We start from the raw sequence: 22,244 nt of genomic DNA on the forward strand, positions 1-22,244 counted from the left end.
ACGGTCATCTGTGGGGGCAGGCTTACCCGCGAAGGCGTCCTTGCTATCGATACATACCTTACGCCGGAATCGCCTTGGCCTTAGGCTCCCGATCCCAAACCCGATGCTGCCCGATCGCGGCAATGAACGGTTTGGCCAACTTGCCATTCGCCCCCACGATCAACCCCGCATCAGTCTCCAGCTTCAACACATCCAGCAACTGTTTCGCCTCGCCGTGCAGCGCGATGGCTTTCAGGTGCTTGTACGCTTCCAGCACGTAATGCAGCGCTACGCCGTCACCGCTCAACGCCTTGATCGACGCCGCGCCGCCCGGCACGAACACCGCGTCGAACGCAATGGACGGCAGCCCTTCCATCGACGCGTCCACCGGCAACGCCTTGCCATCAGCCGTGGTGACCGGAGCAGAGGTCGGGCCAAGCAGTTTCGCGTGGGCGCCTTCGGCTTTCAGGGCTTTCTTCATCGCATCGATGGCCGCACCATCGACACCGTTGGCCGCCAGAATCGCGACTTTCCGGGACTTGATATTGCCCGGCAACAGATTGGCCTGGCTCAAGGCCGGCGAGCGCTCCAAAGAGATCTTCGGCACGTCGACCGTTCCGGCTTTCGGTGCCGGCAAGCCCAGGTTCTGCGCCACACGCTTGGCCAGTTCCAGGTCGATGTTGGCGAGGATCTCATTCACCTCCCGCGCGCGGATGAACTCACGCTCAACCTTGCCCAACTCGAAGCTATAGGCGGCGATGATGTGTTCCTGCTCGTGCTTGCTCATGCTATGGAAGAACAGGCGCGCCTGCGAGAAGTGGTCGCCGAACGACTCGCTGCGCTGACGGATCTTGTTGGCGTCGATGCGCTCCGGGTAGGTTTCGAAACCGCCATCCTGCGCCGCGGGCGGCGTTTCTTTCGGCCAGCCGCCGTCGATGGAATTTGGTTCGTAAGACGCGCGACCCTTGTCGATGGTGGTGCGGTGCAGCGCGTCACGCTGGCCATTGTGGAACGGCGCCACCGGACGGTTAATCGGGATCTCGTGAAAGTTCGGCCCGCCGAGTCGGCTGATTTGTGTGTCGGTGTAGGAAAACAGCCGACCTTGCAGCAATGGATCGTTGGAGAAGTCGATCCCCGGCACGATATGTCCCGGGCAGAACGCAACCTGCTCGGTTTCGGCGAAGAAATTGTCCGGGTTGCGGTTCAGGGTCATTTTGCCCAGCGGCGTAATGGGCACAATTTCTTCGGGGATGATTTTGGTCGGGTCGAGGATGTCGAAATCGAACGAGTGCTCGTTCTCCTCTTCGACGATCTGCACGCCCAGTTCCCATTCGGGATAATCGCCCATCTCGATCGCTTCCCAGAGGTCGCGACGGTGATAGTCGGTGTCCTTGCCGGCCAGCTTCTGCGCTTCATCCCAGACCAGCGAGCAGGTGCCGTTGGAAGGGCGCCAGTGGAATTTGACGAAACGCGATTTGCCCTCGGCGTTGACCAGCCGGAACGTATGCACGCCAAAGCCCTGCATGCTGCGCAGGCTTTTCGGGATCGCCCGGTCGGACATGGCCCACATCACCATGTGTGCGGATTCCGGCACCAGCGAGACAAAGTCCCAAAAGGTATCGTGAGCAGAGCCGCCTGTAGGAATCTCGTTATGCGGCTCGGGTTTTACCGCATGCACGAAGTCAGGAAACTTGATCGCGTCCTGGATGAAAAACACCGGCATGTTGTTACCCACCAGGTCGAAGTTACCCTCGTCGGTGAAGAACTTCACGGCGAAACCGCGCACGTCCCGCACGGTATCGCCCGACCCGCGTGGGCCCTGCACCGTGGAAAAACGTACGAACACCGGGGTTTTCTTGCCCGGATCCTGCAGGAACCCGGCCTTGGTCAGGACGGAATGGTTCTCGTAGGTCTGGAAGACACCGTGAGCACCCGTGCCTCGAGCGTGGACGATGCGCTCGGGAATGCGTTCATGGTCAAAGTGCGTGATCTTTTCACGCATGATGAAGTCTTCCAGCAACGACGGCCCGCGGGCGCCGACTTTCAGGGTGTTCTGGTTGTCCGCGATCTTCACGCCCTGGTTAGTGCGCAGGGCTTGTTCGGTGGCATCGGAGCGAAATTTTTCCAGGCTGTCGAGCTTGGCATTGGTGTTGCCGCGGTCCAGGGTATCGGTCCCGGCCAGTGCGCTTTTGGGGGCGGCAGGTTTCTTGGTACTCATCAGTCGTAAACTCCTCGTTGCGTTCTCGTCCTGGGCCGGACTTGTGAGCAAGGTTCCAGGCACGGCACCTGGTCGTTATCGAGTTGCTTAAATAGTGACTGGCGAGGCCTTCAACCGTTCCTTTTTTATGACCTTTGATCGCGTTATTGCCAAATGAAAGGTTGAATGCGGAATAAATGCTAATAACCTCTATACGGACAGGCTAAAATGCGCGCCCGGCTAACCGCTGATCCCTTTCTAACGCGCCCCACAAGGTTCGCTACGTGATCGAGTTTCAAAACGTCCATAAAACCTACCGCGTCGCCGGTAAGGATATCCCCGCCCTGCACCCGACCAATCTGACGATTGAGAACGGTCAGGTCTACGGCCTGATCGGTCATTCCGGTGCGGGAAAAAGTACCCTGCTGCGTCTGATCAACCGCCTGGAAAACGCCAGCGGCGGCAAGATCTTCGTCGACGGCGAAGAAGTCACCGCGCTCGACGCCAACAGCCTGCGGCGCTTCCGTCAGCAGGTCGGGATGATTTTCCAGCACTTCAACCTGCTGGCGTCCAAGACCGTCGCCGACAACGTCGCGCTGCCGCTGACCCTGGCTGGCGAGCTGTCGCGCGGCGAGATCGACCAGCGCGTCGCCGAGTTGCTGGCGCGGGTGGGGTTGTCCGACCACGCGAAAAAGTACCCGGCGCAGTTGTCCGGTGGCCAGAAGCAGCGCGTCGGCATTGCCCGCGCCCTGGCGACCAAGCCGAAAATCCTGCTGTGCGACGAAGCCACCAGCGCGCTCGATCCGCAGACCACGGCATCGGTCCTGCAATTGCTGGCCGAAATCAACCGCGAGCTGAAGCTGACCATCGTCCTGATCACCCACGAGATGGACGTGATCCGTCGTGTCTGTGATCAGGTGGCGGTGATGGACGCCGGTGTGATCGTCGAGCAAGGCACGGTGGCCGAGGTATTCCTGCACCCCAAGCACCCGACCACCAAGCGCTTCGTGCAGGAAGACGAGCAAATCGATGAAAGCGAACAGCGTGATGACTTCGCTCACGTGCCGGGTCGTATCGTGCGTCTGACCTTCCAGGGCGAAGCGACCTACGCGCCGTTGCTGGGCACTGTCGCTCGTGAGACCGGCGTGGACTACAGCATCCTGGCCGGTCGTATCGACCGCATCAAAGACATCCCCTACGGCCAGCTGACCCTGGCGGTCACCGGCGGCGACATGGACGCAGCGTTTGCCCGCTTCACCGCGGCTGACGTCCACATGGAGGTCCTGCGCTGATGGAAGCCGTCACAAGTTTCTTCGCCCATATCGACTGGTTCGAAATCTGGCTGGCCACCGGTGACACCCTGCTGATGCTCGGCGGTTCGCTGTTGTTCACCGTGCTGTTGGGCTTGCCGCTGGGCGTGCTGTTGTTCCTCTGCAGCCCGCGCCAGTTGCTCGAAGCCAAAGGTGTGTACGCACTGTTGTCGCTGGTGGTGAACATCCTGCGTTCGCTGCCTTTCATCATTTTGCTGATCGTGATGATTCCGTTCACCGTGTTGATCACCGGCACGTCGCTGGGTGTTGCCGGTGCGATTCCGCCGCTGGTGGTGGGCGCCACGCCGTTCTTCGCGCGGCTGGTGGAAACCGCCCTGCGTGAAGTTGATCGCGGCATCATTGAAGCGACCCAGGCCATGGGCGCGACGACACGTCAGATCATCACCAATGCCTTGCTGCCGGAAGCCCGTCCGGGCATCTTCGCGGCGATTACGGTGACAGCTATTACACTGGTGTCCTACACGGCGATGGCCGGTGTGGTGGGCGCCGGTGGTCTCGGCGACCTGGCGATCCGTTTCGGTTACCAGCGTTTCCAGACCGACGTCATGATCGTCACCGTGATTTTGCTGCTGGTGCTGGTACAAGTGCTGCAAACCGTTGGCGACAAGTTGGTCGTACACTTTTCGCGTAAATAATCAGGCCGGTCCTCGCTGGCGGACGCCTTGGATTGGCGCTGCTGGCGGGTATTCACAAGGAGTTAGCTGAATGAAAAAACTACTCGTCGCGTTCGCTGCCGTTGCAGCCTTTTCCGCCCACGCCGACACCCTGACCGTGGCGGCCACCCCGGTTCCGCACGCAGAAATCCTCGAATTCGTGAAGCCGACCCTGGCCAAGGAAGGCGTAGACCTGAAAGTCAAAGTCTTCACCGACTACATCCAGCCGAACGTGCAAGTGGCCGAGAAGCGTCTTGACGCCAACTTCTTCCAGCACCAGCCGTACCTCGATGAATTCAACAAGGCCAAGGGCACCGATCTGGTCGCCGTGGCCGGCGTGCATCTGGAGCCGCTGGGTGCTTACTCCAGCAAATACAAAACACTCGCCGAACTGCCGGGCGGCGCCACCGTGGTGATCCCGAACGATGCCACCAACGGCGGCCGTGCCCTGCTGCTGCTCGCCAAGTCTGGCCTGATCACATTGAAGGATCCGACCAACATCCTGTCGACTGTCAAAGACATCACCGCAAATAGCAAAGACCTGAAATTCCGCGAACTGGAAGCCGCGACCATCCCGCGCGTGCTGACCCAGGTCGACCTGGCGCTGATCAACACCAACTACGCGCTCGAAGCCAAGCTCGACCCGTCCAAGGACGCCCTGGTTATCGAAGGCAGCGACTCGCCGTACGTGAACATCCTCGTTGCCCGCGCGGACAACAAGGACAGCGAAGACATGAAGAAGCTGGTTGCCGCGCTGCACAGCCCGGAAGTCAAAGCCTTCATTCTCGAGAAGTACAAAGGCGCGGTAGTGCCGGCGTTCTGATCTGAAGCCGTAACGAAAAATGGGGCGCATTCAAATGCGCCCCATTTTTTTGCCTGCAATTCTTCCCCTGTAGGAGCGAGCACGCTCGCGATGGTCTTCAGAACACCGCTGGGTGTCAGGCTTCCAGCGTTATCGTTCACGTCCATCGCGAGCGTGCTCGCTCCTACAGGGGATGTGCTGTTACTTGCGTTTGAGCATCACCGGCAACTGCGCTATCAGCTTGGCGTTGTTCAGCGGCGCGCGGATGAACCCACGCTGTGTGCCGTCCGGGCCGATCACCGCCAGGTTACCGCTGTGGTCAACCGTGTAATTCGGCTTGCTGGTGTCCGCCGGGATAAACGGAATGCTCACCGCGTTGGCCAGTTTCTGGATGTCCTCCACCGACGCCGCCGTCAGGCCCTGGAACTGCGGATCGAAGTAACCCAGGTATTGCTTGAGCTGCTTGGGCGTGTCGCGGTTCGGATCGACGCTGACCAGGACGATCTGCAATTTATCCACAGCCTCCGGCGGCAGTTCGCTCTTGATCTGGCGCAGTTGGGCGAGGGTGGTCGGGCAGATGTCCGGACAGAAGGTGTAGCCGAAGAACAGCAGCGACCATTTGTCCTTGAGCTCATTGACCGCCACCGGCTTGCCGTCCTGATCGGTCATCGTCACGTCCGGCAGGTTGCGGCTTTGCGGCAGCAGGATGATACCGGCGTCGATCAATGCGGTCGGATCACCCTGGCCTTTGCCGGACAGCACTTTATTGATGGTCAGGCCCAGGACCAGCGCGATCAGGGCGACAAGGATGAAGACGGTTTTCTGGGTTCGAGTCATAGGTTCAACAGTAAGTAATGGTCTACGAGCAGCGCGATAAACAGCAGGAACAAGTAGTAGATAGAGTACTTGAACGTGTTGATCGCCGCGTGCGGCCGAGTGCCACGGTACAGCACCACGGCCCATTGCAGAAACCTCGCCCCCAATCCCAGCGCGCAAATCAGGTAGAGCATGCCGCTCATGTGGATCACGTAGGGCATCAGGCTCACGGCCAGCAACGCAAAGGTGTACAGCAGGATATGAATCTTGGTGTAGTGCTCGCCGTGGGTCACCGGCAGCATCGGAATGTCGGCCTTGGCGTATTCCTCCTTGCGGTGAATGGCCAGGGCCCAGAAGTGCGGCGGGGTCCAGGCGAAGATGATCAGCACCAGCAGCAACGGTTCGGCGCTGACGTGACCAGTGGCGGCGGTCCAGCCAAGCAGTGGCGGGGCGGCCCCGGCCAGGCCGCCGATGACGATGTTCTGCGGCGTCGCGCGCTTGAGGAAACCGGTGTAGACCACGGCGTAACCGAGCAGCGAGGCGAGGGTCAGCCACGCCGTCAGCGGATTGGTAAACGCCAGCAACAAAGCCTGGCCCAGCAGTGCCAGGACCAGGGCAAACGTCAGCGCCGCCGCCGGCGAAACCCGGCCTTCGGCCAAGGGCCGTTTGTGGGTGCGCGCCATCACTGCGTCGATCCGCCGGTCCACCACATGATTGACCGCTGCCGCCCCGCCGGCACACAACGCAATCCCCAGGTTGCCGAAGACCAGCACGGTCCACGGCACCCCCGCGCGGGTCGCGAGAAACATGCCGACCAGCGAGGTGATGAGCATCAGCACCACCACTTTCGGTTTGGTCAGCTCCAGGTAGTCACGCCAGATCGCCTGGCTGTGACCTGCGCCGATCAGAGTCGCCATGGCATCTCTCCTTTTATTGTTATGGGCCCGGCTGAATGTTTACGCGGGCTGAAGCGCCAGCGCGCCGGGGATGGCTGCCTGACCCGAACCAGGCTGGTTCGCGCGTGATAATTGACCAGCACCATCGTCAGCAGCAACGCAGCACCGCCGGCGTTATGCGCGACGGCCACCGGCAGCGGCAGGTGAAACAGCACGTTGCTGATGCCAAGGGTGATTTGTGCGGCGAGGGCGATCAGCACCAGACCCGCCAGGCGCGTCATGCCGACCACTTTCAGTTGCCAGGCCAGGCCGAGCAGCACCAGCGTGACCAGCAAGGCGCCGATGCGATGGGTCAGGTGAATTGCGGTGCGCGCATCGCTGTCGAGTTGCCCGCCGAGGTAATTGGGGCCGATGTGCTGCGTCAGGTGAAAGCCGTTGGCGAAGTCCGCCGGCGGCAGCCATTGGCCGTGGCAGGTCGGGAAGTCGATGCAGGCCACGGCGGCGTAGTTGGAACTGACCCAGCCGCCGAGGGCAATTTGCAGGATCACCAGCAGCAACCCGGCCGTCGCCCAGTATTGCAGGCGCCGGGGCACCGTCAACGCCGGCAGCACGCCAGACAGGCGCAACGTCAGCAGGAACAGCAGGCTCAACGTCGCAAAACCACCGAGCAAATGCCCGGTCACCACCTGCGGCCACAGTTTTAGCGTGACCGTCCACATACCGAACGCCGCCTGGGCGAACACCACCGCCAGCAGAAACAACGGCAGCTTCACCGGTTGTCCCGGATGGCGACGATGCACCCATGCGCGGCCGGCCAGCACCGAGATCAGCAAGCCCAGCGTGCCAGCGAAATAGCGGTGGACCATCTCGTTCCAGCCCTTGTGCGCTTCGACAGGTGCATCGGGAAAATGCAGCTCGGCGTGGGCCAGCTGGGCCTCGCTTTTCGGCACGCTGATAAAGCCGTAGCAGCCGGGCCAGTCCGGGCAGCCGAGGCCCGCGTGGGTCAGACGGGTGTAGGCGCCGAGTAACACCACAATCAGTGCCAGCAGGGTGGCAAACAGCGCGAGGCGAAATCCAGGTTTGGCCATGACGATGCCCTTATCCGATGTTCGACAGTTTCAGCAGGTGACGCAGGTCGTTGAGCAGGTCCTTACCCTTCACGGTCGGGTCGTAGCGCAGCACCAGATTGCCGTGCGGATCGATGATCCACAGCTGCGGCACGGCTTTGTCACCGGTCGTCTTGCTGAACGTAGTCAGGTCCATGGGGTAGCGTTGCAGCTGCGGGTATTCACGGCTCAGCTTGGCCTCGTAGTCGGCGCTCAATGGCTGCGCAGCGGCCAGTGCATGGCTGGCGCGTGACGCATCGCGGCCGAGGCCGATCTGGATTTGTCGCGCCAGGTACACCAACTGCTGGCAGTCCACCGAGCACTCCTTCGGCGCCGTCACCAGCATCTGCCAGCGCTCCTCCTGCGCCTGAACGCCGAGGTCGGCGCGGGTCTGGCCGTTGCCGATCAGTTCGCCGTGATAGCTGCGCCCCTCCGGCACCCAGAACTGCAATTTGTACATGCCGGTGGCGAGGATCATCGGACCGATCACCCCCAGCAGGATCAGCAACAGCTGCAAGCGGCCCTTGCGCCGGTTCGCCGGCGTTTTCGCCTCAGACATGCTGGGTGGATTCATGGCCGCTCCCATGGTGTTTCTCCTTTGCGTTGTGCCAGCCGAGGTAAATGAAAAGGCCAAGCAGGGCGATCGCCATGGCGAACCACTGCACGGCATAAGCGATATGTTTTTCCGGGCCCATGGCGACCACCGGCCAATCGGCCTGGTAGGACGCGGGGCCGCTTTCTGCGCGTAATTCGTAGGCGAAGCCCTCACGGTCCAGCGCCGTCCAGAGCTTCGCCGGCTCGACCGCGGTGATTAACTCAGGCCAGGTGGTGGCGTTCGGGTCGGCGTGCAGCTGGAAGGTCGCGCCAGGCGACACGTAGACCCAGGCATCCAGGCTCAACGCCTGGGTCGGTGTGCTGAATTGCGGCGGTGTACGCCGGTCCGGCCACGGCAGCCAGCCGCGATTGACCAGCAGCCACAGGCCGGTGGCCTGATCCTGAAAAGGTTGCAACAACTCGACGCCCACCTTGCCGTCACGCTGACGGTTATCCAGCAGCAGGCTGTGGACGGCATCGAACTGGCCATGCAGGCGGACGCGGCGGAACGCTGGGTCTTCGCTGTGTTGCAACTCGGTGCTGGCCATCGGTTCGGCGACACGGCGCTCGGCATAGGTATGCAGCAGTGCGCTTTTCTCCGCGCCGCGGCTCAGTTGCCAGAAGCCAAGCGACACCAGCAGCGGCAGCAGGAGCGCGACCACCAGGGTCGGCACGACCCCCGGCTTGAAGCGCTTCATGGCGTCGCCAGAAAGTCGGTCATCGCGATAGCTATACTCAAGTGCATCGCCTTTCCCCCGGAGCCCCACCATGCTCAAAGCAGCTATCGTCCTGATGCTGATTGCCACGGTTGTCAGCCTGTTCAGCGGCCTGTTTTTTCTGGTCAAGGACGACAGCAGCTCGAACCGCCTCGTCATTGCCTTGAGTGTTCGTGTGGCCCTGGCCGCCGCGACCGTCGGCTTGATTGCCTGGGGTTTTTTCAGCGGCCAGTTGGTGTCGCACGTGCCTTGGTAGTTCGATACGTCAAACGTTCAAAGCACGTAGACGAAAACGAACAGCCCGATCCACACCACGTCCACGAAGTGCCAGTACCAACTCGCTGCCTCGAAGCCGAACTGATGGTCGTTGTCGAAGTGCCCGCGCATGATCCGCATCAACATCACGAACAGGATGATGGTGCCGATGGTCACGTGGGCGCCGTGGAAGCCGGTCAGCATGAAGAAGGTCGCGCCGTAGATGCCCGAACCCAGGGTCAGGCCCAGTTCGTGGTAGGCATGCATGTACTCTTCGGCTTGAAAGCCGAGAAATGCGCAACCCAGCAACACGGTGATCGCCAGCCAGATTTTCAGCGCGCCGCGATGGCCCTTTTTCAAGGCATGGTGGGCGAGGGTCACGGTGACGCTGGAGCTGACCAGTAAAATGGTGTTGAGCAGCGGCAGGCCCCAGGGGCTGATGACCTCCTTGGGCGGCGGGAACAGTTTCGAGTCAGGGTTGTTCAGCAGCGGCCAGACGAACTCGAAGTTCGGCCAGAGCATATGCGCGATACCTTTCGGGCCTTCACCGCCGAGTGCCGGACCGGACACGTGACGCACGTAAAACAGTGCACCGAAGAAGGCGATGAAGAACATCACTTCGGAGAAAATGAACCAGCTCATGCCCCAGCGGAACGAGCGATCCATCTGCGCGCTGTACAGCCCGGCGCGCCCTTCCTTGACCACGGTGCCGAACCAGCCGAACAGCATGTACGCCAGCAGCAGGCCGCCGACGAAAAAGATCAGCGGGCCGTGGGATTCAGGGCGCGCGGCTTTCAGGTCGTTGAACCAGGTGGCCAGGCCGAACACGGTGGTGAACATGCCGACCGTGGCGATGATCGGCCACTTGCTCTGGGCCGGTACGTAATAGTGCTCATGAGTTGCCATTTATTGTTCTCCTTATCGGGCACGCTCAGCCGCCAGTATTTACAGCCACCGGTGGATGTCGGGCGGTGATATCGAACAGCGTGTAGGACAGCGTCAGGTGCTTCACATCCTTGGGCATGTCACGGTCGACGATGAAACGTACCGGCATCTCGATCCGTTGACCGGGCTGCAGCACTTGCTGGGTAAAGCAGAAACATTCGGTCTTGTGGAAATACGCCGCGGCGGTGCTCGGCGCGATGCTCGGCACCGCTTGCGCGCTCATTGGCTTGTCGGTCGGGTTGTGCGCGATGAAGATCATTTCGTTCACCGCTCCCGGGTGAGCCGTCAACTCGTCGCTCTTGGGGTAGAAGTCCCAGGACATGTCGACGGAATTGGTCGTCAAAAACTGCACGCGAACCTGCCGCGAGGCATCGACGGTTTGCTCGCCCTCATACTGCCCGGCGGTCTTGCCGTTGATGCCGAACGCCTTGCACATCACGTCGTAGATCGGCACCAGGGCAAACCCGAAGACAAACATCGCCACCACCACCAGCAACAGGCGGGTGACCAGTTTTTTCATCGAAATCGAGTCAGCCATGGCAGCTCCTCTCTACACCACCCTCTGTAGGAGCGGTGTTCATTTCACTTCCGGTGGCGTAGTGAACGTGTGATACGGCGCCGGTGACGGAATGCTCCACTCCAGGCCTTCCGCGCCATCCCACGGTTTGGCCGGTGCTGGCGGGCCGCCGCGAATGGTCTTGATCACGATGAACAGGAAGAACAGCTGCGTGGTGCCGAACATGAACGCGCCAATCGACGACACCATGTTGAAGTCGGCAAATTGCAGGTTGTAGTCCGGAATCCGCCGCGGCATGCCGGCCAGGCCCACGAAGTGCATCGGGAAGAACGCCATGTTCATGCCAATGAACGAGAGCCAGAAGTGCAGCTTGCCGAGGGTTTCGTCGTACATGTGGCCGGTCCATTTCGGCATCCAGTAGTAGGCCGAGGCGAAGATCCCGAAGATCGCCCCTGGCACCAGCACGTAGTGGAAATGCGCGACCACGAAGTAGGTGTCCTGGTACTGGAAGTCCGCCGGCGCGATGGCCAGCATCAGCCCGGAGAAGCCGCCGATGGAGAACAGGATCACGAACGCCACCGCGAACAGCATCGGCGTCTCGAAGGTCAGCGAGCCTTGCCACATGGTGCTGGCCCAGTTGAACACCTTCACCCCGGTCGGCACGGCGATCAGCAGCGTGGCGTACATGAAGAACAACTCGCCTACCAGCGGAATGCCGACCACGAACATGTGGTGCGCCCAGACGATGAAAGAAAGGAACGCGATGCTCGCCGTGGCGTAGACCATCGAGGTGTAGCCGAACAACGGCTTGCGCGAGAACGTCGGAATGATCGAGCTGACGGCACCGAAGGCCGGCAGGATCATGATGTACACCTCGGGGTGACCGAAGAACCAGAACACATGCTGGAACAACACCGGATCACCGCCACCCGCCGCACTGAAGAAGCTGGTGCCGAAGTGGATGTCCATCAGCATCATCGTCACGCACCCGGCCAGTACCGGCATCACTGCGATCAGCAGGAACGCGGTGATCAGCCAGGTCCAGACGAACAGCGGCATTTTCATCAACGTCATGCCGGGGGCGCGCAGGTTGAGGATGGTGGCGATCACGTTGATCGCGCCCATGATCGAACTGATCCCCATCAGGTGGATGGCGAAGATGAAGAACGTCACGCTTTCCGGCGCGTAGGTGGTCGACAGCGGGGCGTAGAACGTCCAGCCGAAGTTCGGTCCGCCCCCAGGGGTGAACAGGGTCGACACCAGCAGGATGAACGCCGCCGGCAGGAGCCAGAAGCTGAAGTTGTTCATCCGTGGCAGGGCCATGTCAGGCGCGCCGATCATCAACGGGATCATCCAGTTGGCGAGGCCGACGAACGCTGGCATCACCGCACCGAACACCATCACCAGGCCGTGCATGGTGGTCATTTGGTTGAAAAACGCCGGTTCGACGATTTGCAGTCCCGGCTGGAACAGCTCGGCGCGAATGACCATCGCAAACGAACCGCCGAGCAGGAACATGGAAAAGGCGAACCACAGGTACAGGGTGCCGATGTCCTTGTGGTTGGTGGTCAGCACCCAGCGCATCAGGCCCTTGGCGGGGCCGTGGGCGTGATCGGTGGCATGACCATGGTCATCGATGACGGCGCTCATGGCGTGTCTCCTGCAAACAGATGGGCTGGGCAGGCCGGGGCGCGCTGCCCCGACCGGTTCCTTACATGCGCAATAGACCGGGTCATTTGCTTTCCGCCTGTTTCAGCTCCAGCACTTCTTTAGGCGTGACCATGTCGCCTTTGTTGTTGCCCCAGGCGTTACGTTCGTAGGTCACGACCGCTGCGATATCGACTTCCGAAAGCTGCTTGCCGAATGCCGCCATGGCGGTGCCGGGCTTGCCGTGGAAGACGAGGCTCAGGTGACCTTCCTTCGGTCCGGTAGCGATTTTCGAGCCTTTGAGCGCCGGGAACATGGGCGGCAGGCCCTGGCCTTCGGCCTGGTGACACGCCACGCAGGTGGTGTGATAGATCTTGTCGCCGCGTTCCTTGAGTTCGTCGAGGGTCCATTCCTTGCTGGTCAGCTCCTTGAGCTGCATGGCCTCGGCTTTACGTTCGCCCAGCCATTTGTCGTAATCGGCCTTTTCCTTGACCTCGACCACGATCGGCATGAAACCGTGGTCCTTGCCGCACAATTCGGCGCACTGACCGCGATAGATGCCGGGCTTGTCGATACGGGTCCAGGCTTCATTGACGAAACCGGGGATCGCATCACGCTTGACCGCGAAGGCCGGCACCCACCAGGAGTGGATCACGTCGGCGGAGGTCACGAGGAAGCGCACCTTGGCGCCAATCGGCAGCACCAGCGGCTTGTCGACCTCCAGCAGGTAGTGCTCGCCTTTGGCTTCCTTGTTGTGGATCTGGTCGGCGGGCGTGGCCAGGTTGCTGAAGAACTCGACGTCCTGGCCCAGGTACTTGTAGTGCCATTTCCACTGGTAGCCCGTGACCTGGATATCGATATCCGGCTCACTGGCGTCGTACATCTTGATCAGGGTCGCCGTCGCAGGAACCGCCATGGCCACCAGGATCAGGAAGGGCACGATGGTCCAGAGGATTTCGACGGTGGTGCTTTCATGAAATTTTGCAGCCACCTGCCCGGTCGAGCGGCGGTGGAGGATCATCGACCAGAACATGGCGCCGAAGACGATGATGCCGATCACTACACAGATCCAGAAAATGGTCATGTGCAGGTCGAATACTGCGTGACTGATTTCAGTCGCTCCCGGCGCCATATTCACAGTCCAGGCGGCTTGCGCCTGACTGAAAATCGACCACAACAGGAGGCCCATCCAGACGTGTGGATGTCGCATCATTGCGGGTTCCCCTTATCGTTCTTGTTATCCCGCCGGCTTTCACCTGCGGCAAGGGAGCGGCTTTTTCAGACTACGAACTTGAATCGCCGGGTCTTGCTGCGTGTGCAGTCGGACGTCATCAGCTAACTCCATTTCCAACCCGAGTATAGACAGCGACTGCTACCTCGCAACGTGACGGCGTAAATCATCTGAAACAGGTCGGACTTGCGTTCAAGGTCCCGAATGGAGAAGGATGCGGACGAGTGGTGGCAAATCGATATAACTGTGATGTCTCAAGGATGAAATAATTATGACAAATGCGTCTTAGCGTTTTTCATAAGCCAGCTAAGTTATGTCTTCCCTATTTCATTGCCTTTGTTTCCTGGAGTTTTCATGAACACCGCCGCATTGCGCGAGCAGATCCAAAAAGCCCAACAACACGAGGCCGAGACCGGCCTGTTGACGCGTCAGCTGGAAGGTAAATTGCCTCACCTGCATCCGTCGATCCAATTGCCGGAAACGGATGCCAACGGCGTGCTGACGCGTTTTGTCGCCGCCTACATCGATGAAGTGCCTGACCTGCTGGATGCAGCGAATGAAGTGGCGAGGGAAGCGGGTATCGAGTCGCAGATCAAACCGGTGCTGAAAATCGCCGAACAGTACTTCCTCCAGCCGCCGGACATCATGACCGGGCACGTCGGGCTCGACAGCCTGCTGGATGAAGCTTACCTGGCGCATCGGTTTGTCGAAGAGGTCAATGACCTGTACATCAAGCATTTTGGCCAGCCACTGATCCCCTTGGACATGACTGTCGCCAACCTCATTGCCCACCAGCTGATCGGTGAGGCATTTGCCAACCAACTGGACGAAGTGGTGCACCACGCGGTGGACAGCATGCTCGACGACGAAAGCTTTGCACTGGAGTCGGTGGAAGCCTACCGCGAGAAGCTCAGCAGCCCGGACACCGGCGCCGCGTGGAAGCGCTGGCCGTGCATGTCGCGCCGTTTGGGCGTGGGCCTGGAGCTGGATCAGCCGGCCGCATAACGCTATCTCCGTAGGCGCGAGCACGCTCGCGATGGACTTCAGAACGCCGCTGGGTGTCAGGCTCCCCGCGTTATTGTTCGCGCCCATCCCGCGCATGCTCGCTCCTGCAAGGTTGTGTTTCAGCCAGCGGTTCCCACACCAGTGGTGGTACGTAACCGCCCCTCCAGCCTGCGTTTCAACCCCCGCGCTTCGATCAACAGGGTCGACCCCTTCGCCGCATTGGCCCGACCCCATTCCTCCAGCAACTCCAGACACGAATGATCGATATAGCTCAGGTTGTTGAGCGGCACATGCACCGTCGCACCTGGCGGAATGCTGCCCAGCACCTGGGTCAGCGCCGGCACTTTCAGGAAGGTCGCCGCGCCAATCAGGCGCAACTCCATCTCCCCATCCTTGGGCAGATCGATCAGGCTGATCTTCAAGCGCGAGGCTTTCCACGCCAGTTTGGCCAGGGTCAAACCGAAGCCGATCAGCACCCCGGTGAGCAGGTCGGTGAAGATGATCGCCAGCGCGGTCGCCGCGTAGGTAAACATCGGCATCCGGCCGTAGCGACCCAAACCACGGAAGGCTTTGAGGTCGACCAGTTTGAAACCGGTGTACACCAGCACCCCCGCCAGGCTCGCCACCGGGATGCTTTGCAGCACGCTCGACAGCAGCAACACGAACGCCAGCAGCCACAGGCCATGGAAGATCGTCGACATTCGGGTGGTCGCGCCGGCCTGAACGTTGGCCGAACTGCGCACGATCACCCCGGTCATCGGCAGTGCGCCGAGCAGACCGCAAAGCATGTTGCCGACGCCTTGCGCCGACAGCTCCCGGTCAAAGTCCGAGCGCTGGCCGCTGTGCATGCGGTCCACCGCAGCGGCCGACAGCAGGGTTTCAGCGCTGGCGATGAAGGCCACGGCGAAAGCGGCGATCAACAAAGTCGGGTCGGCGAGATTGAGCAAGTCCGCCGGTTTGAGCCAGTCGATGGCTTCCGCCAGATTGGCCGGGACCTCGACGCGTTTGACCTCCAAAGCGAGCATCAAACTGGCGACCGTTGCCAAACCGACACCGAGCAAGGCGCCGGGAATAAAGCGCAGGGAATGCGGGCGAAATTTTTCCCACATCCACATCACCGCAATCGTCGACAGCCCGAGTAATCCGGCCTGCCAGCCTAACGACGGTAGCGCCTGGATCACCGCAGCGGGGAAGGCAGCCAGGTTATCCAGTCCCGACGGCTTCGGCACCGCGTCGAGCATCACATGCACCTGTGACAGCACGATCAGCACGCCAATCCCGGCGAGCATCCCGTACACCACCGCGGGCGCCGTGACCCGAAACCAGCAGCCCAGCTTCAAGCGTCCGGCCACCAATTGCAGAAAACCAGCGAGCAGCAGGATCGGCCCGAGCATGGCGATGCCGTGCTGGCGCACCAGTTCGAACACCAGAACGGCCAGCCCCGCCGCCGGACCGCTGACTTGCAATGGCGAGCCCGCGAGCCAGCCCACGACCAACCCCCCGACGATCCCGGTGATCAGTCCTTTCGAGGGTGGCAATCCCGAGGCGATGGCGATGCCCATGCACAGGGGCAGGGCGACCAGAAACACAACCACTGAAGCCAGCAGCTCCCGTGGCAGAACAGCTTTGAGTTGCGCAGCACGCATGGTGATTCTCCCGAAGTTTTCTTCAGGCATGGCAAAGCCGGGCTGCTCGATCAGCAGCCACGGCCAAACCACACTGGATTTAGGAGGGGTTAGAAGCGCGCTTTAGGCGTCGCCACCGGAATCGGATGGCTGCCGTCGAGGGGCAGGAAGCGACTCTGATCCGCGTCGTAAGCTTTGATTGCGCTGGTTTCGATGTCGTAGACCCAGCCATGGATAAACAGTTGCCCGTTTGCAATGCGCGAGGCTACCGAGGGATGGGTTCGCAAGTGCTGCAATTGAGCGATGACATTTTCCTCGGTGAGGATGTGCATCGTCTCGTTTTCGTCGGCGCAGTTGCAGTTGTCGTGGACCATGGTCTTCGCGACTTCCGCATGCTGTAACCAGGCTTTGACCGTGGGCATCTTTTCCAGGCTACCGGGATTGAGCACCGCACGCATCGCGCCGCAATCGGAGTGGCCGCAGATGATGATGTGCTGCACGCCCAACGCCAGCACCGCGTACTCGATGGCGGTGGAAACGCCCCCGTTCATCTGACCGTACGGCGGTACGACGTTGCCGACATTACGGGTCACGAACAGATCGCCCGGCGAGCTGTGGGTGATCAGTTCCGGCACGATGCGCGAGTCGGCGCAGGTGATGAACATCGCCCGTGGCTGTTGCGCCGTTGCGAGTTTCTTGAAGAGTTCTTCCTGCTGCGGAAAGATCTCATGATGAAAATGCAAAAAGCCGTCAACGATATGTTTCAACGCTGCATCGGCGGTTTCCGTCTCGGGTTGGGCAGAAGCCGACGCAGCCAACGGCTGTTTATCCTTGTCACTCATGAATTCATCCTCATTGGCGGAGTTCAGGGAATTTTCCCGTTTTGTCCGGTGTGAAGCCAGTGGCTGTCTAAAAAACATTCAGGCGAGAGATCCCGACCCGTCAGTCACTCGATGAATAAGGTAGCGGCCGAAACTTAACTCAAACTGAATCAACCGCTCTAGCACGTGTGTTACAGATTATACAAAACGTGACCAGCCTAAGCTCGCCAGACGTTTCCCCTCACTCAACCTTAGGCCAATTGTCAGATCAACGACATCTGGCGACCCGGCGGACAGAAGGCCGTGCAGTCCAGGTTAAAACCCTCCCGTCGATTGAGCCCCAGACGCTTGATGGTTTTGGCGAAGCGCTGCGCGAGCAGATCAGCGAACGGGCCTTCGCCCCGCATCCGGCTGCCAAATTGACTGTCGTAAAGCTCACCGCCACGACTCTGGCGGATCAGGCTCAACACATGGGCAGCGCGCTGAGGATAGTGGGCCGTGAGCCATTCTTCGAACAACGGTGCGACTTCCAGGGGCAGGCGCAACATCATGTAGGCCGCACTTTGTGCGCCTGCCGCCTGGGCTTCGGTCAGCAGGCTTTCGAGTTCGCTGTCGTTGATCATCGGAATCATCGGCGAGCACAGCACGCCCACCGGGATCCCGGCCTCGCGCATCACGCGGATTGCCCGGAGCCGGGCCTTGGGTGCGGCGGCGCGGGGTTCGAGGATGCGTTTGAGTTCATCGTCCAGGGTGGTGAGGCTGATCATCACTGCCACCAGTCGTTGCTCGGCGAGTTCGGCCAGCAGGTCCAGGTCGCGCAGGATCAATGAGCCTTTGGTGATAATCGTCACCGGGTGACGGTAGCGAAGGAGCACCTCCAGGGTCTGGCGGGTGATCTTGTGCTCGCGTTCGATAGGTTGATAGGGATCGGTGTTGGAGCCCAGGTTGATCGGCGCGCATTGATAGCCGCGTTTGGACAGCTGTTCCTCAAGCACATCGGCGGCGTTGGTCTTGGCGATCAGTCTGGTTTCGAAATCCAGCCCGGGCGACATGTCCCAATAGGCGTGGCTGGGCCGCGCGTAACAATAGATGCATCCATGTTCACAGCCCCGATAGGGATTGATCGAGCGATCGAAGGGCAGGTCCGGCGAGTTATTGCGGGTGATGATGGTTTTGGCCGTCTCGATGCGCACCTCGGTGCCCTGGGTCATTGGCGCTTCCTGGTACCAGCCATCGTCCTCCGTCACCGAGCGATTCGGCGCGAAACGGTTGTGCGGGTTCGTGGCGGTGCCGCGACCGCGTGGAGGCAAAGGCGTATTCATCGGACTATACTCGTAGCTGTATGTGCATACAGTATCGAAGGTCCGGCGTACCGGCCAGTGCCGTTCGGCGCTCTGCCTGTCTGAACATACCTTCTTCTCAGTGAATTGCTGGATGAATTCAACTTCATGCAATTCTGGGAAACATATGACGAATAGCGTTTTTACCAACTTGATAAGTAGTATTCATCTCACACGAACTGTCGTGTCTTAACTTATTAAATGGAATTAGAACATGTCCTTTTTTAATCAGCGCGGTATCTTTTTACAACTATTGGCCCCGGTTCCAACCAACCCTCGTGAAGCCCAGGTGTCCATGCAACTGGCTCGCAAGGAATCTGGCTGGGACCCAATGAAACAGGAGGCTTCGGAGTCTCTGGTGGATTCGGTATTCGTAACGGCGGTCTCCAGCGATGGCGGTCGATCCTTCAACATCCGAACGGTAAAAAGCGATGTAGATGGAGATGGCGATATTGATAACGACGATAAACAAAAATTGTTGGCGTTGGCCAAAGCCTACTCCAGCATCGTCAATCCATAAGGCCGTTATATACCAAGCCTGTGTGCAAAGCATGCAGGCTTAGTTGCAATTAACCGGCGGAATTATATTTTGATGAATACCGCATCGGAACAGGCGCGTTCACGATTCTTTGACAGTCGGCTCACGGACCTTTGACTGCCGTGGGTTCACTCTCGCGCCACCTGCCATTCTTTATACGGTCGCCGAACATGTCCCTACGCCTGATCCCCGCGATGTGCCTGTCGCTGGTCGCCCTGTTCAACCTGACTGCTGCCTGCGCGGACGATGCGGTCGAGCCCCGTCCTGCGGAGTGGGCTCAACCGGTCGAGGCTCAGTACAACCTTTTCCAGATGTCCCCGACCCTCTACCGCAGCGCATTACCGGATCGCGGCGCCGTCCCGTTGCTGATGAAGCTGAAGGTGGCCACCGTCATCAACTTCCTGCCTGAATCCGATTCCAGCTGGTTGGCGGCGCCCGGTATCGACCAGGTGCAACTGCCCTATCGGACCAACCACGTGGACGATGCCGATGTCCTCAAGGCCCTTCGTGCCATCCAGGCCGCCGAGGCCAAGGGGCCGGTGCTGATGCACTGCAAACACGGCTCGGACCGTACCGGCCTGATGGCGGCCATGTACCGGGTGGTCGTGCAAGGCTGGAGCAAGGAAGATGCGCTGAACGAAATGACTCAGGGTGGCTTTGGCGAAAGCGGTCACTTCAAGGACGGCGTGCGTTACATGATGCAGGCCGATGCCGACAAGCTGCGCTCGGCCCTGGCTAATGGGGAGTGCAGCACCAGTCCGTTCGCCGCGTGCTCGATGAAGAACTGGTTCAAGTCGGCCAACGTCCAGTAACCGGCACCTCCCAGAGCATTGCGCTATGGGAGGTGATGGCCGTCAGTGCGGTTCGTCAGGCTTTTTCTTCAGCTTGGGGTTGGGGAAAAACTGCACCGCCTGAACCTTGGCGTCCGGCGCCTTCAGCGCCGATGTGTTGACCCGCGTGCCCAATTCCTTGGGCACCGACAGCCCTTGTTCATTCAACGTATCGGAATAGCCGCAGGCCACGCACTCGCGATGCGGGACGTCGTCTTCGTTCCACATCATCAACTTGTCCGGCTCGCTGCACGCCGGGCAGACCGCCCCGGCGATGAAGCGTTTTTTCGTCTTCACAGGCCCCTCGCTCATGCTGCTGCGTCCTCACTCAGGCCGCTGTGGCGCAAGAGTGCGTCAATCGACGGGGCGCGGCCACGGAAGTCGACGAACAGCACCATGGGCTCCTGCGAGCCGCCGCGCGCCAGGATCGCTTCGCGGAAGGCGCGACCGGTATCGGCATTGAGCACGCCGTCTTCTTCGAACTTGGAGAAGGCATCGGCCGACAGCACTTCCGCCCATTTGTAACTGTAGTAACCCGCCGCGTAACCGCCGGCGAAAATGTGCGCGAAGCTGTTGGGGAAGCGGTTGTAGGCCGGTGGACGCATGACCGACACCTCGTCGCGCACGCCTTCGAGCACTTGCAGCACGCTGCGGCCGTCGCCGTGGGTGGCGTGCAGTTCAAAGTCGAACAGCGAGAATTCGAGCTGACGCACCATCATCAGGCCGGACTGGAAGTTCTTCGCTGCGAGCATCTTGCCCAGCAGGTCCTGTGGCAGCGGCTCGCCGGTTTCGTAGTGACCGGAAATCAGCGCCAGGCCTTCCGGCTCCCAGCACCAGTTTTCCATGAACTGGCTCGGCAACTCGACCGCGTCCCAGGCCACGCCGTTGATGCCGGACACGCCGGCATGTTCGACGCGGGTCAGCAGGTGATGCAGGCCATGGCCGAATTCGTGGAACAGGGTGGTGACTTCATCGTGGGTCAGCAGGGCAGGCTTGCCGCTGTCGGCCGGGGTGAAGTTGCACACCAGATTGGCCACCGGGCTTTGCAACACGCCTTCAGCGGTGCGACGACGGTCACGGGCGCCGTCCATCCATGCGCCGCCACGCTTGTTGGCGCGAGCGTAGAGGTCGAAGAAGAAACGTCCGACGTGCTGGCCGTTTTCCTTGATTTCGAACAGGCGGACATCCGGGTGCCAGGTGTCGAAGCCTTTCTGCTCGGTGATTTCGATGCCATACAGACGCTGGACAATGGCGAACAGGCCGCCCAGTACTTTGTCGATCGGGAAATACGCGCGCAGGGCTTCCTGGGCAACGCTGTAACGTTGTTCGCGGAGTTTTTCACCGTAGAAACCGCTGTCCCAGCTTTGAAGGTCCGGACAACCCTGTTCGGCGGCGTAAGCCTTGAGTTGCTGCAGATCCTGGGCGGCGAACGGCTTGCTGCGTTTGGCCAGGTCGCGCAGGAAACCCAGTACCTGATCGCTCGATTCGGCCATCTTGGTGGCGAGGCTCAGCTCCGAGAAGCTGGCGAAGCCAAGCAATTTGGCCAGCTCCTGACGCAGGTCGAGGATTTCTTCCATGACCGGGCCGTTGTCGTTTTGCCCGGCATTCGGGCCCTGGTCCGATGCGCGGGTGCAGTAGGCCGCATAGACTTCTTCGCGCAAGGCGCGGTCCTGGGCGTAGGTCATCACTGCGTAGTAGCTGGGGAATTCCAAGGTGATCAGGAAACCGTCCAGGCCTTTGGCCTGGGCTGCGGCGGCCATTTGCGCCTTGGCCGAATCAGTCAGGCCGGCGAGGGCGGCTTCGTCGGTAACGTGTTTGGTCCAGGCTTGAGTGGCGTCGAGCAATTGGTTGGAAAAGCGGCTGCCCAGTTCCGAGAGCTTGCTCTGTACTTCGGCGTAACGCTTCTGCTCGGCTTCCGGCAGGTCGATACCCGACAGACGGAAGTCACGCAGGGAATGTTCCAGGATGGTCTTCTGCGCCACGTCGAAACCGGCGGCTTCCGGGCTGTTGGCGAGGGCTTCGAAAGCCTCGAACAACTCGCGGTTCTGGCCCAGCTCGGTGGAATAGGCGCTCAACGCGGGCAGGCACGACTCGTAGGCTTCGCGCAGCTCGGCGCTGTTGCACACGGCATTCAGGTGGCTGACCGGGCTCCAGGCTGCGCCCAGGCGATCGTTGAGTTCATCCATCGCCAGCACCAGGCCGGCCCAGGTGGGTTGTTTGCCCTGGGTCTTGAGGATCTCGATAATGGCGGCGCGGTTGTCGGCCAGGATCTGCTCAATGGCCGGTTGCACGTGTTCGGCACGGATCGCCGAGAACGGCGGCAGGTCGTAGGACTGCAAAAGAGGGTTGTTCACGCTCACGGTTGATACCTTGGCTGGAGAAACATGCAGCCATCTTAAT

Annotated in this window: 22 protein-coding genes; 7 read left to right on the forward strand and 15 right to left on the reverse strand. The window is 60.6% G+C overall.

The features are described 5' to 3' along the window. Nucleotides 1–58: 58 nt before the first annotated feature. On the reverse strand, nucleotides 59–2,248 hold the full coding sequence (katE, locus tag NTD84_RS24795; RefSeq protein WP_262171185.1) for a catalase HPII: 2,190 nt from the start codon (nucleotides 2,246–2,248) through the stop codon (nucleotides 59–61). Nucleotides 2,249–2,460: 212 nt separating this feature from the next. On the opposite strand from katE, the gene NTD84_RS24800 reads away from it, so the two are divergent. The 3 genes from NTD84_RS24800 to NTD84_RS24810 all read left to right on the forward strand — a co-directional run bounded on the left by NTD84_RS24800 (nucleotide 2,461) and on the right by NTD84_RS24810 (nucleotide 4,983). Then, on the forward strand, nucleotides 2,461–3,468 hold the full coding sequence (locus NTD84_RS24800) for a methionine ABC transporter ATP-binding protein (protein ID WP_262171095.1): 1,008 nt from the start codon (nucleotides 2,461–2,463) through the stop codon (nucleotides 3,466–3,468). Then, on the forward strand, nucleotides 3,468–4,142 hold the full coding sequence (locus tag NTD84_RS24805) for a methionine ABC transporter permease (protein ID WP_262171097.1): 675 nt from the start codon (nucleotides 3,468–3,470) through the stop codon (nucleotides 4,140–4,142). Before NTD84_RS24800 ends, NTD84_RS24805 begins: the two co-directional genes overlap by 1 nt. Before the next feature lie 70 nt (nucleotides 4,143–4,212). Further along, complete coding sequence (locus tag NTD84_RS24810; RefSeq protein ID WP_262171099.1) at nucleotides 4,213–4,983, forward strand: MetQ/NlpA family ABC transporter substrate-binding protein; 771 nt, start codon at nucleotides 4,213–4,215, stop codon at nucleotides 4,981–4,983. A 180-nt stretch (nucleotides 4,984–5,163) separates the two neighbouring features. Here NTD84_RS24810 and NTD84_RS24815 read toward each other — a convergent pair whose 3' ends face one another. Genes NTD84_RS24815 through NTD84_RS24835 form a run of 5 tightly spaced genes read right to left on the reverse strand, consistent with a single transcriptional unit; the run spans nucleotide 5,164 to nucleotide 9,072 of the window. Then, the gene (locus tag NTD84_RS24815; RefSeq protein WP_262171102.1) at nucleotides 5,164–5,799 is read right to left on the reverse strand and encodes an SCO family protein; all 636 of its coding nucleotides are present in this window, start codon (nucleotides 5,797–5,799) and stop codon (nucleotides 5,164–5,166) included. Beyond that, a complete protein-coding gene (cyoE, locus tag NTD84_RS24820) occupies nucleotides 5,796–6,695 on the reverse strand; it encodes a heme o synthase (protein WP_262171104.1) in 900 nt (299 codons plus the stop codon). Before cyoE ends, NTD84_RS24815 begins: the two co-directional genes overlap by 4 nt. Beyond that, on the reverse strand, nucleotides 6,683–7,762 hold the full coding sequence (locus NTD84_RS24825; protein WP_262171105.1) for a COX15/CtaA family protein: 1,080 nt from the start codon (nucleotides 7,760–7,762) through the stop codon (nucleotides 6,683–6,685). The genes cyoE and NTD84_RS24825 overlap by 13 nt, the downstream gene beginning before the upstream one ends. A 10-nt stretch (nucleotides 7,763–7,772) precedes the next feature. Continuing rightward, nucleotides 7,773–8,366 carry a hypothetical protein gene (locus NTD84_RS24830; protein WP_262171106.1) on the reverse strand — a complete coding sequence of 198 codons (594 nt, stop codon included), beginning with the start codon at nucleotides 8,364–8,366 and terminating at the stop codon, nucleotides 7,773–7,775. Beyond that, complete coding sequence (locus NTD84_RS24835; RefSeq protein ID WP_262171108.1) at nucleotides 8,332–9,072, reverse strand: SURF1 family protein; 741 nt, start codon at nucleotides 9,070–9,072, stop codon at nucleotides 8,332–8,334. Before NTD84_RS24835 ends, NTD84_RS24830 begins: the two co-directional genes overlap by 35 nt. A gap of 70 nt (nucleotides 9,073–9,142) precedes the next feature. On the opposite strand from NTD84_RS24835, the gene NTD84_RS24840 reads away from it, so the two are divergent. Further along, nucleotides 9,143–9,346 carry a twin transmembrane helix small protein gene (locus NTD84_RS24840; RefSeq protein ID WP_007940724.1) on the forward strand — a complete coding sequence of 68 codons (204 nt, stop codon included), beginning with the start codon at nucleotides 9,143–9,145 and terminating at the stop codon, nucleotides 9,344–9,346. Between the two features lie 17 nt (nucleotides 9,347–9,363). Here the strand turns inward: NTD84_RS24840 and NTD84_RS24845 are convergent, their stop codons facing one another. From NTD84_RS24845 to coxB, 4 genes are all read right to left on the reverse strand, one after another. Next, nucleotides 9,364–10,251 (reverse strand): cytochrome c oxidase subunit 3, encoded by an 888-nt coding sequence (locus NTD84_RS24845; protein WP_262171112.1) that lies wholly within the window; start codon nucleotides 10,249–10,251, stop codon nucleotides 9,364–9,366. A 25-nt stretch (nucleotides 10,252–10,276) separates the two neighbouring features. Continuing rightward, complete coding sequence (locus NTD84_RS24850) at nucleotides 10,277–10,828, reverse strand: cytochrome c oxidase assembly protein (RefSeq protein WP_262171114.1); 552 nt, start codon at nucleotides 10,826–10,828, stop codon at nucleotides 10,277–10,279. A 39-nt stretch (nucleotides 10,829–10,867) separates the two neighbouring features. After that, nucleotides 10,868–12,457, reverse strand: coding sequence for a cytochrome c oxidase subunit I (gene ctaD / locus NTD84_RS24855; RefSeq protein WP_133835161.1), 1,590 nt, complete (start codon nucleotides 12,455–12,457; stop codon nucleotides 10,868–10,870). 82 nt (nucleotides 12,458–12,539) lie between these two features. Beyond that, nucleotides 12,540–13,667, reverse strand: a complete 1,128-nt coding sequence (gene coxB / locus NTD84_RS24860; protein WP_262171119.1) for a cytochrome c oxidase subunit II — start codon at nucleotides 13,665–13,667, stop codon at nucleotides 12,540–12,542. Nucleotides 13,668–14,039: 372 nt separating this feature from the next. On the opposite strand from coxB, the gene NTD84_RS24865 reads away from it, so the two are divergent. Continuing rightward, on the forward strand, nucleotides 14,040–14,690 hold the full coding sequence (locus tag NTD84_RS24865) for a hypothetical protein (protein ID WP_262171121.1): 651 nt from the start codon (nucleotides 14,040–14,042) through the stop codon (nucleotides 14,688–14,690). A gap of 119 nt (nucleotides 14,691–14,809) precedes the next feature. On the opposite strand, the gene NTD84_RS24870 is transcribed toward NTD84_RS24865, so the two are convergent. The 3 genes from NTD84_RS24870 to NTD84_RS24880 all read right to left on the reverse strand — a co-directional run bounded on the left by NTD84_RS24870 (nucleotide 14,810) and on the right by NTD84_RS24880 (nucleotide 18,458). After that, entirely contained in the window at nucleotides 14,810–16,336 is a 1,527-nt protein-coding gene (locus tag NTD84_RS24870; protein ID WP_262171122.1) for a SulP family inorganic anion transporter, read from the reverse strand. Between the two features lie 89 nt (nucleotides 16,337–16,425). Continuing rightward, nucleotides 16,426–17,157 (reverse strand): carbonic anhydrase, encoded by a 732-nt coding sequence (locus tag NTD84_RS24875; RefSeq protein ID WP_262171124.1) that lies wholly within the window; start codon nucleotides 17,155–17,157, stop codon nucleotides 16,426–16,428. Nucleotides 17,158–17,399: 242 nt separating this feature from the next. Continuing rightward, on the reverse strand, nucleotides 17,400–18,458 hold the full coding sequence (locus NTD84_RS24880; RefSeq protein ID WP_262171125.1) for a PA0069 family radical SAM protein: 1,059 nt from the start codon (nucleotides 18,456–18,458) through the stop codon (nucleotides 17,400–17,402). Nucleotides 18,459–18,690: 232 nt separating this feature from the next. On the opposite strand from NTD84_RS24880, the gene NTD84_RS24885 reads away from it, so the two are divergent. Together NTD84_RS24885 and NTD84_RS24890 are read left to right on the forward strand one after the other, a co-directional pair. Then, nucleotides 18,691–18,996 carry a hypothetical protein gene (locus NTD84_RS24885; protein WP_262171127.1) on the forward strand — a complete coding sequence of 102 codons (306 nt, stop codon included), beginning with the start codon at nucleotides 18,691–18,693 and terminating at the stop codon, nucleotides 18,994–18,996. Nucleotides 18,997–19,184: 188 nt separating this feature from the next. Further along, the gene (locus NTD84_RS24890) at nucleotides 19,185–19,826 is read left to right on the forward strand and encodes a tyrosine-protein phosphatase (protein ID WP_262171129.1); all 642 of its coding nucleotides are present in this window, start codon (nucleotides 19,185–19,187) and stop codon (nucleotides 19,824–19,826) included. Between the two features lie 42 nt (nucleotides 19,827–19,868). Here the strand turns inward: NTD84_RS24890 and NTD84_RS24895 are convergent, their stop codons facing one another. After that, the gene (locus NTD84_RS24895; RefSeq protein WP_262171130.1) at nucleotides 19,869–20,156 is read right to left on the reverse strand and encodes a YheV family putative zinc ribbon protein; all 288 of its coding nucleotides are present in this window, start codon (nucleotides 20,154–20,156) and stop codon (nucleotides 19,869–19,871) included. Then, nucleotides 20,153–22,204: an oligopeptidase A gene (gene prlC / locus NTD84_RS24900; RefSeq protein WP_262171132.1), complete on the reverse strand. Its 2,052-nt coding sequence runs from the start codon at nucleotides 22,202–22,204 to the stop codon at nucleotides 20,153–20,155. The genes NTD84_RS24895 and prlC overlap by 4 nt, the downstream gene beginning before the upstream one ends. Between the last annotated feature and the right edge of the window lie 40 nt (nucleotides 22,205–22,244).

It is taken from the genome of Pseudomonas sp. 14P_8.1_Bac3, from assembly GCF_025466085.1.
Lineage (GTDB): Bacteria > Pseudomonadota > Gammaproteobacteria > Pseudomonadales > Pseudomonadaceae > Aquipseudomonas.

What these genes read in the sequence shown, in the direction of transcription:
- NTD84_RS24805 (WP_262171097.1), top strand. Translation starts at nt 3,468, where the DNA reads ATGGAAGCCGTCACAAGTTTCTTCGCCCATATCGACTGGTTCGAAATC.
- NTD84_RS24810 (WP_262171099.1), top strand. Translation starts at nt 4,213, where the DNA reads ATGAAAAAACTACTCGTCGCGTTCGCTGCCGTTGCAGCCTTTTCCGCC.
- NTD84_RS24815 (WP_262171102.1), bottom strand. Translation starts at nt 5,799, where the DNA reads ATGACTCGAACCCAGAAAACCGTCTTCATCCTTGTCGCCCTGATCGCG.
- cyoE (WP_262171104.1), bottom strand. Translation starts at nt 6,695, where the DNA reads ATGGCGACTCTGATCGGCGCAGGTCACAGCCAGGCGATCTGGCGTGAC.
- NTD84_RS24825 (WP_262171105.1), bottom strand. Translation starts at nt 7,762, where the DNA reads ATGGCCAAACCTGGATTTCGCCTCGCGCTGTTTGCCACCCTGCTGGCA.
- NTD84_RS24830 (WP_262171106.1), bottom strand. Translation starts at nt 8,366, where the DNA reads ATGGGAGCGGCCATGAATCCACCCAGCATGTCTGAGGCGAAAACGCCG.
- NTD84_RS24835 (WP_262171108.1), bottom strand. Translation starts at nt 9,072, where the DNA reads ATGAAGCGCTTCAAGCCGGGGGTCGTGCCGACCCTGGTGGTCGCGCTC.
- NTD84_RS24840 (WP_007940724.1), top strand. Translation starts at nt 9,143, where the DNA reads ATGCTCAAAGCAGCTATCGTCCTGATGCTGATTGCCACGGTTGTCAGC.
- NTD84_RS24845 (WP_262171112.1), bottom strand. Translation starts at nt 10,251, where the DNA reads ATGGCAACTCATGAGCACTATTACGTACCGGCCCAGAGCAAGTGGCCG.
- NTD84_RS24850 (WP_262171114.1), bottom strand. Translation starts at nt 10,828, where the DNA reads ATGGCTGACTCGATTTCGATGAAAAAACTGGTCACCCGCCTGTTGCTG.
- ctaD (WP_133835161.1), bottom strand. Translation starts at nt 12,457, where the DNA reads ATGAGCGCCGTCATCGATGACCATGGTCATGCCACCGATCACGCCCAC.
- coxB (WP_262171119.1), bottom strand. Translation starts at nt 13,667, where the DNA reads ATGATGCGACATCCACACGTCTGGATGGGCCTCCTGTTGTGGTCGATT.
- NTD84_RS24865 (WP_262171121.1), top strand. Translation starts at nt 14,040, where the DNA reads ATGAACACCGCCGCATTGCGCGAGCAGATCCAAAAAGCCCAACAACAC.
- NTD84_RS24870 (WP_262171122.1), bottom strand. Translation starts at nt 16,336, where the DNA reads ATGCGTGCTGCGCAACTCAAAGCTGTTCTGCCACGGGAGCTGCTGGCT.
- NTD84_RS24875 (WP_262171124.1), bottom strand. Translation starts at nt 17,157, where the DNA reads ATGAGTGACAAGGATAAACAGCCGTTGGCTGCGTCGGCTTCTGCCCAA.
- NTD84_RS24880 (WP_262171125.1), bottom strand. Translation starts at nt 18,458, where the DNA reads ATGAATACGCCTTTGCCTCCACGCGGTCGCGGCACCGCCACGAACCCG.
- NTD84_RS24885 (WP_262171127.1), top strand. Translation starts at nt 18,691, where the DNA reads ATGTCCTTTTTTAATCAGCGCGGTATCTTTTTACAACTATTGGCCCCG.
- NTD84_RS24890 (WP_262171129.1), top strand. Translation starts at nt 19,185, where the DNA reads ATGTCCCTACGCCTGATCCCCGCGATGTGCCTGTCGCTGGTCGCCCTG.
- NTD84_RS24895 (WP_262171130.1), bottom strand. Translation starts at nt 20,156, where the DNA reads ATGAGCGAGGGGCCTGTGAAGACGAAAAAACGCTTCATCGCCGGGGCG.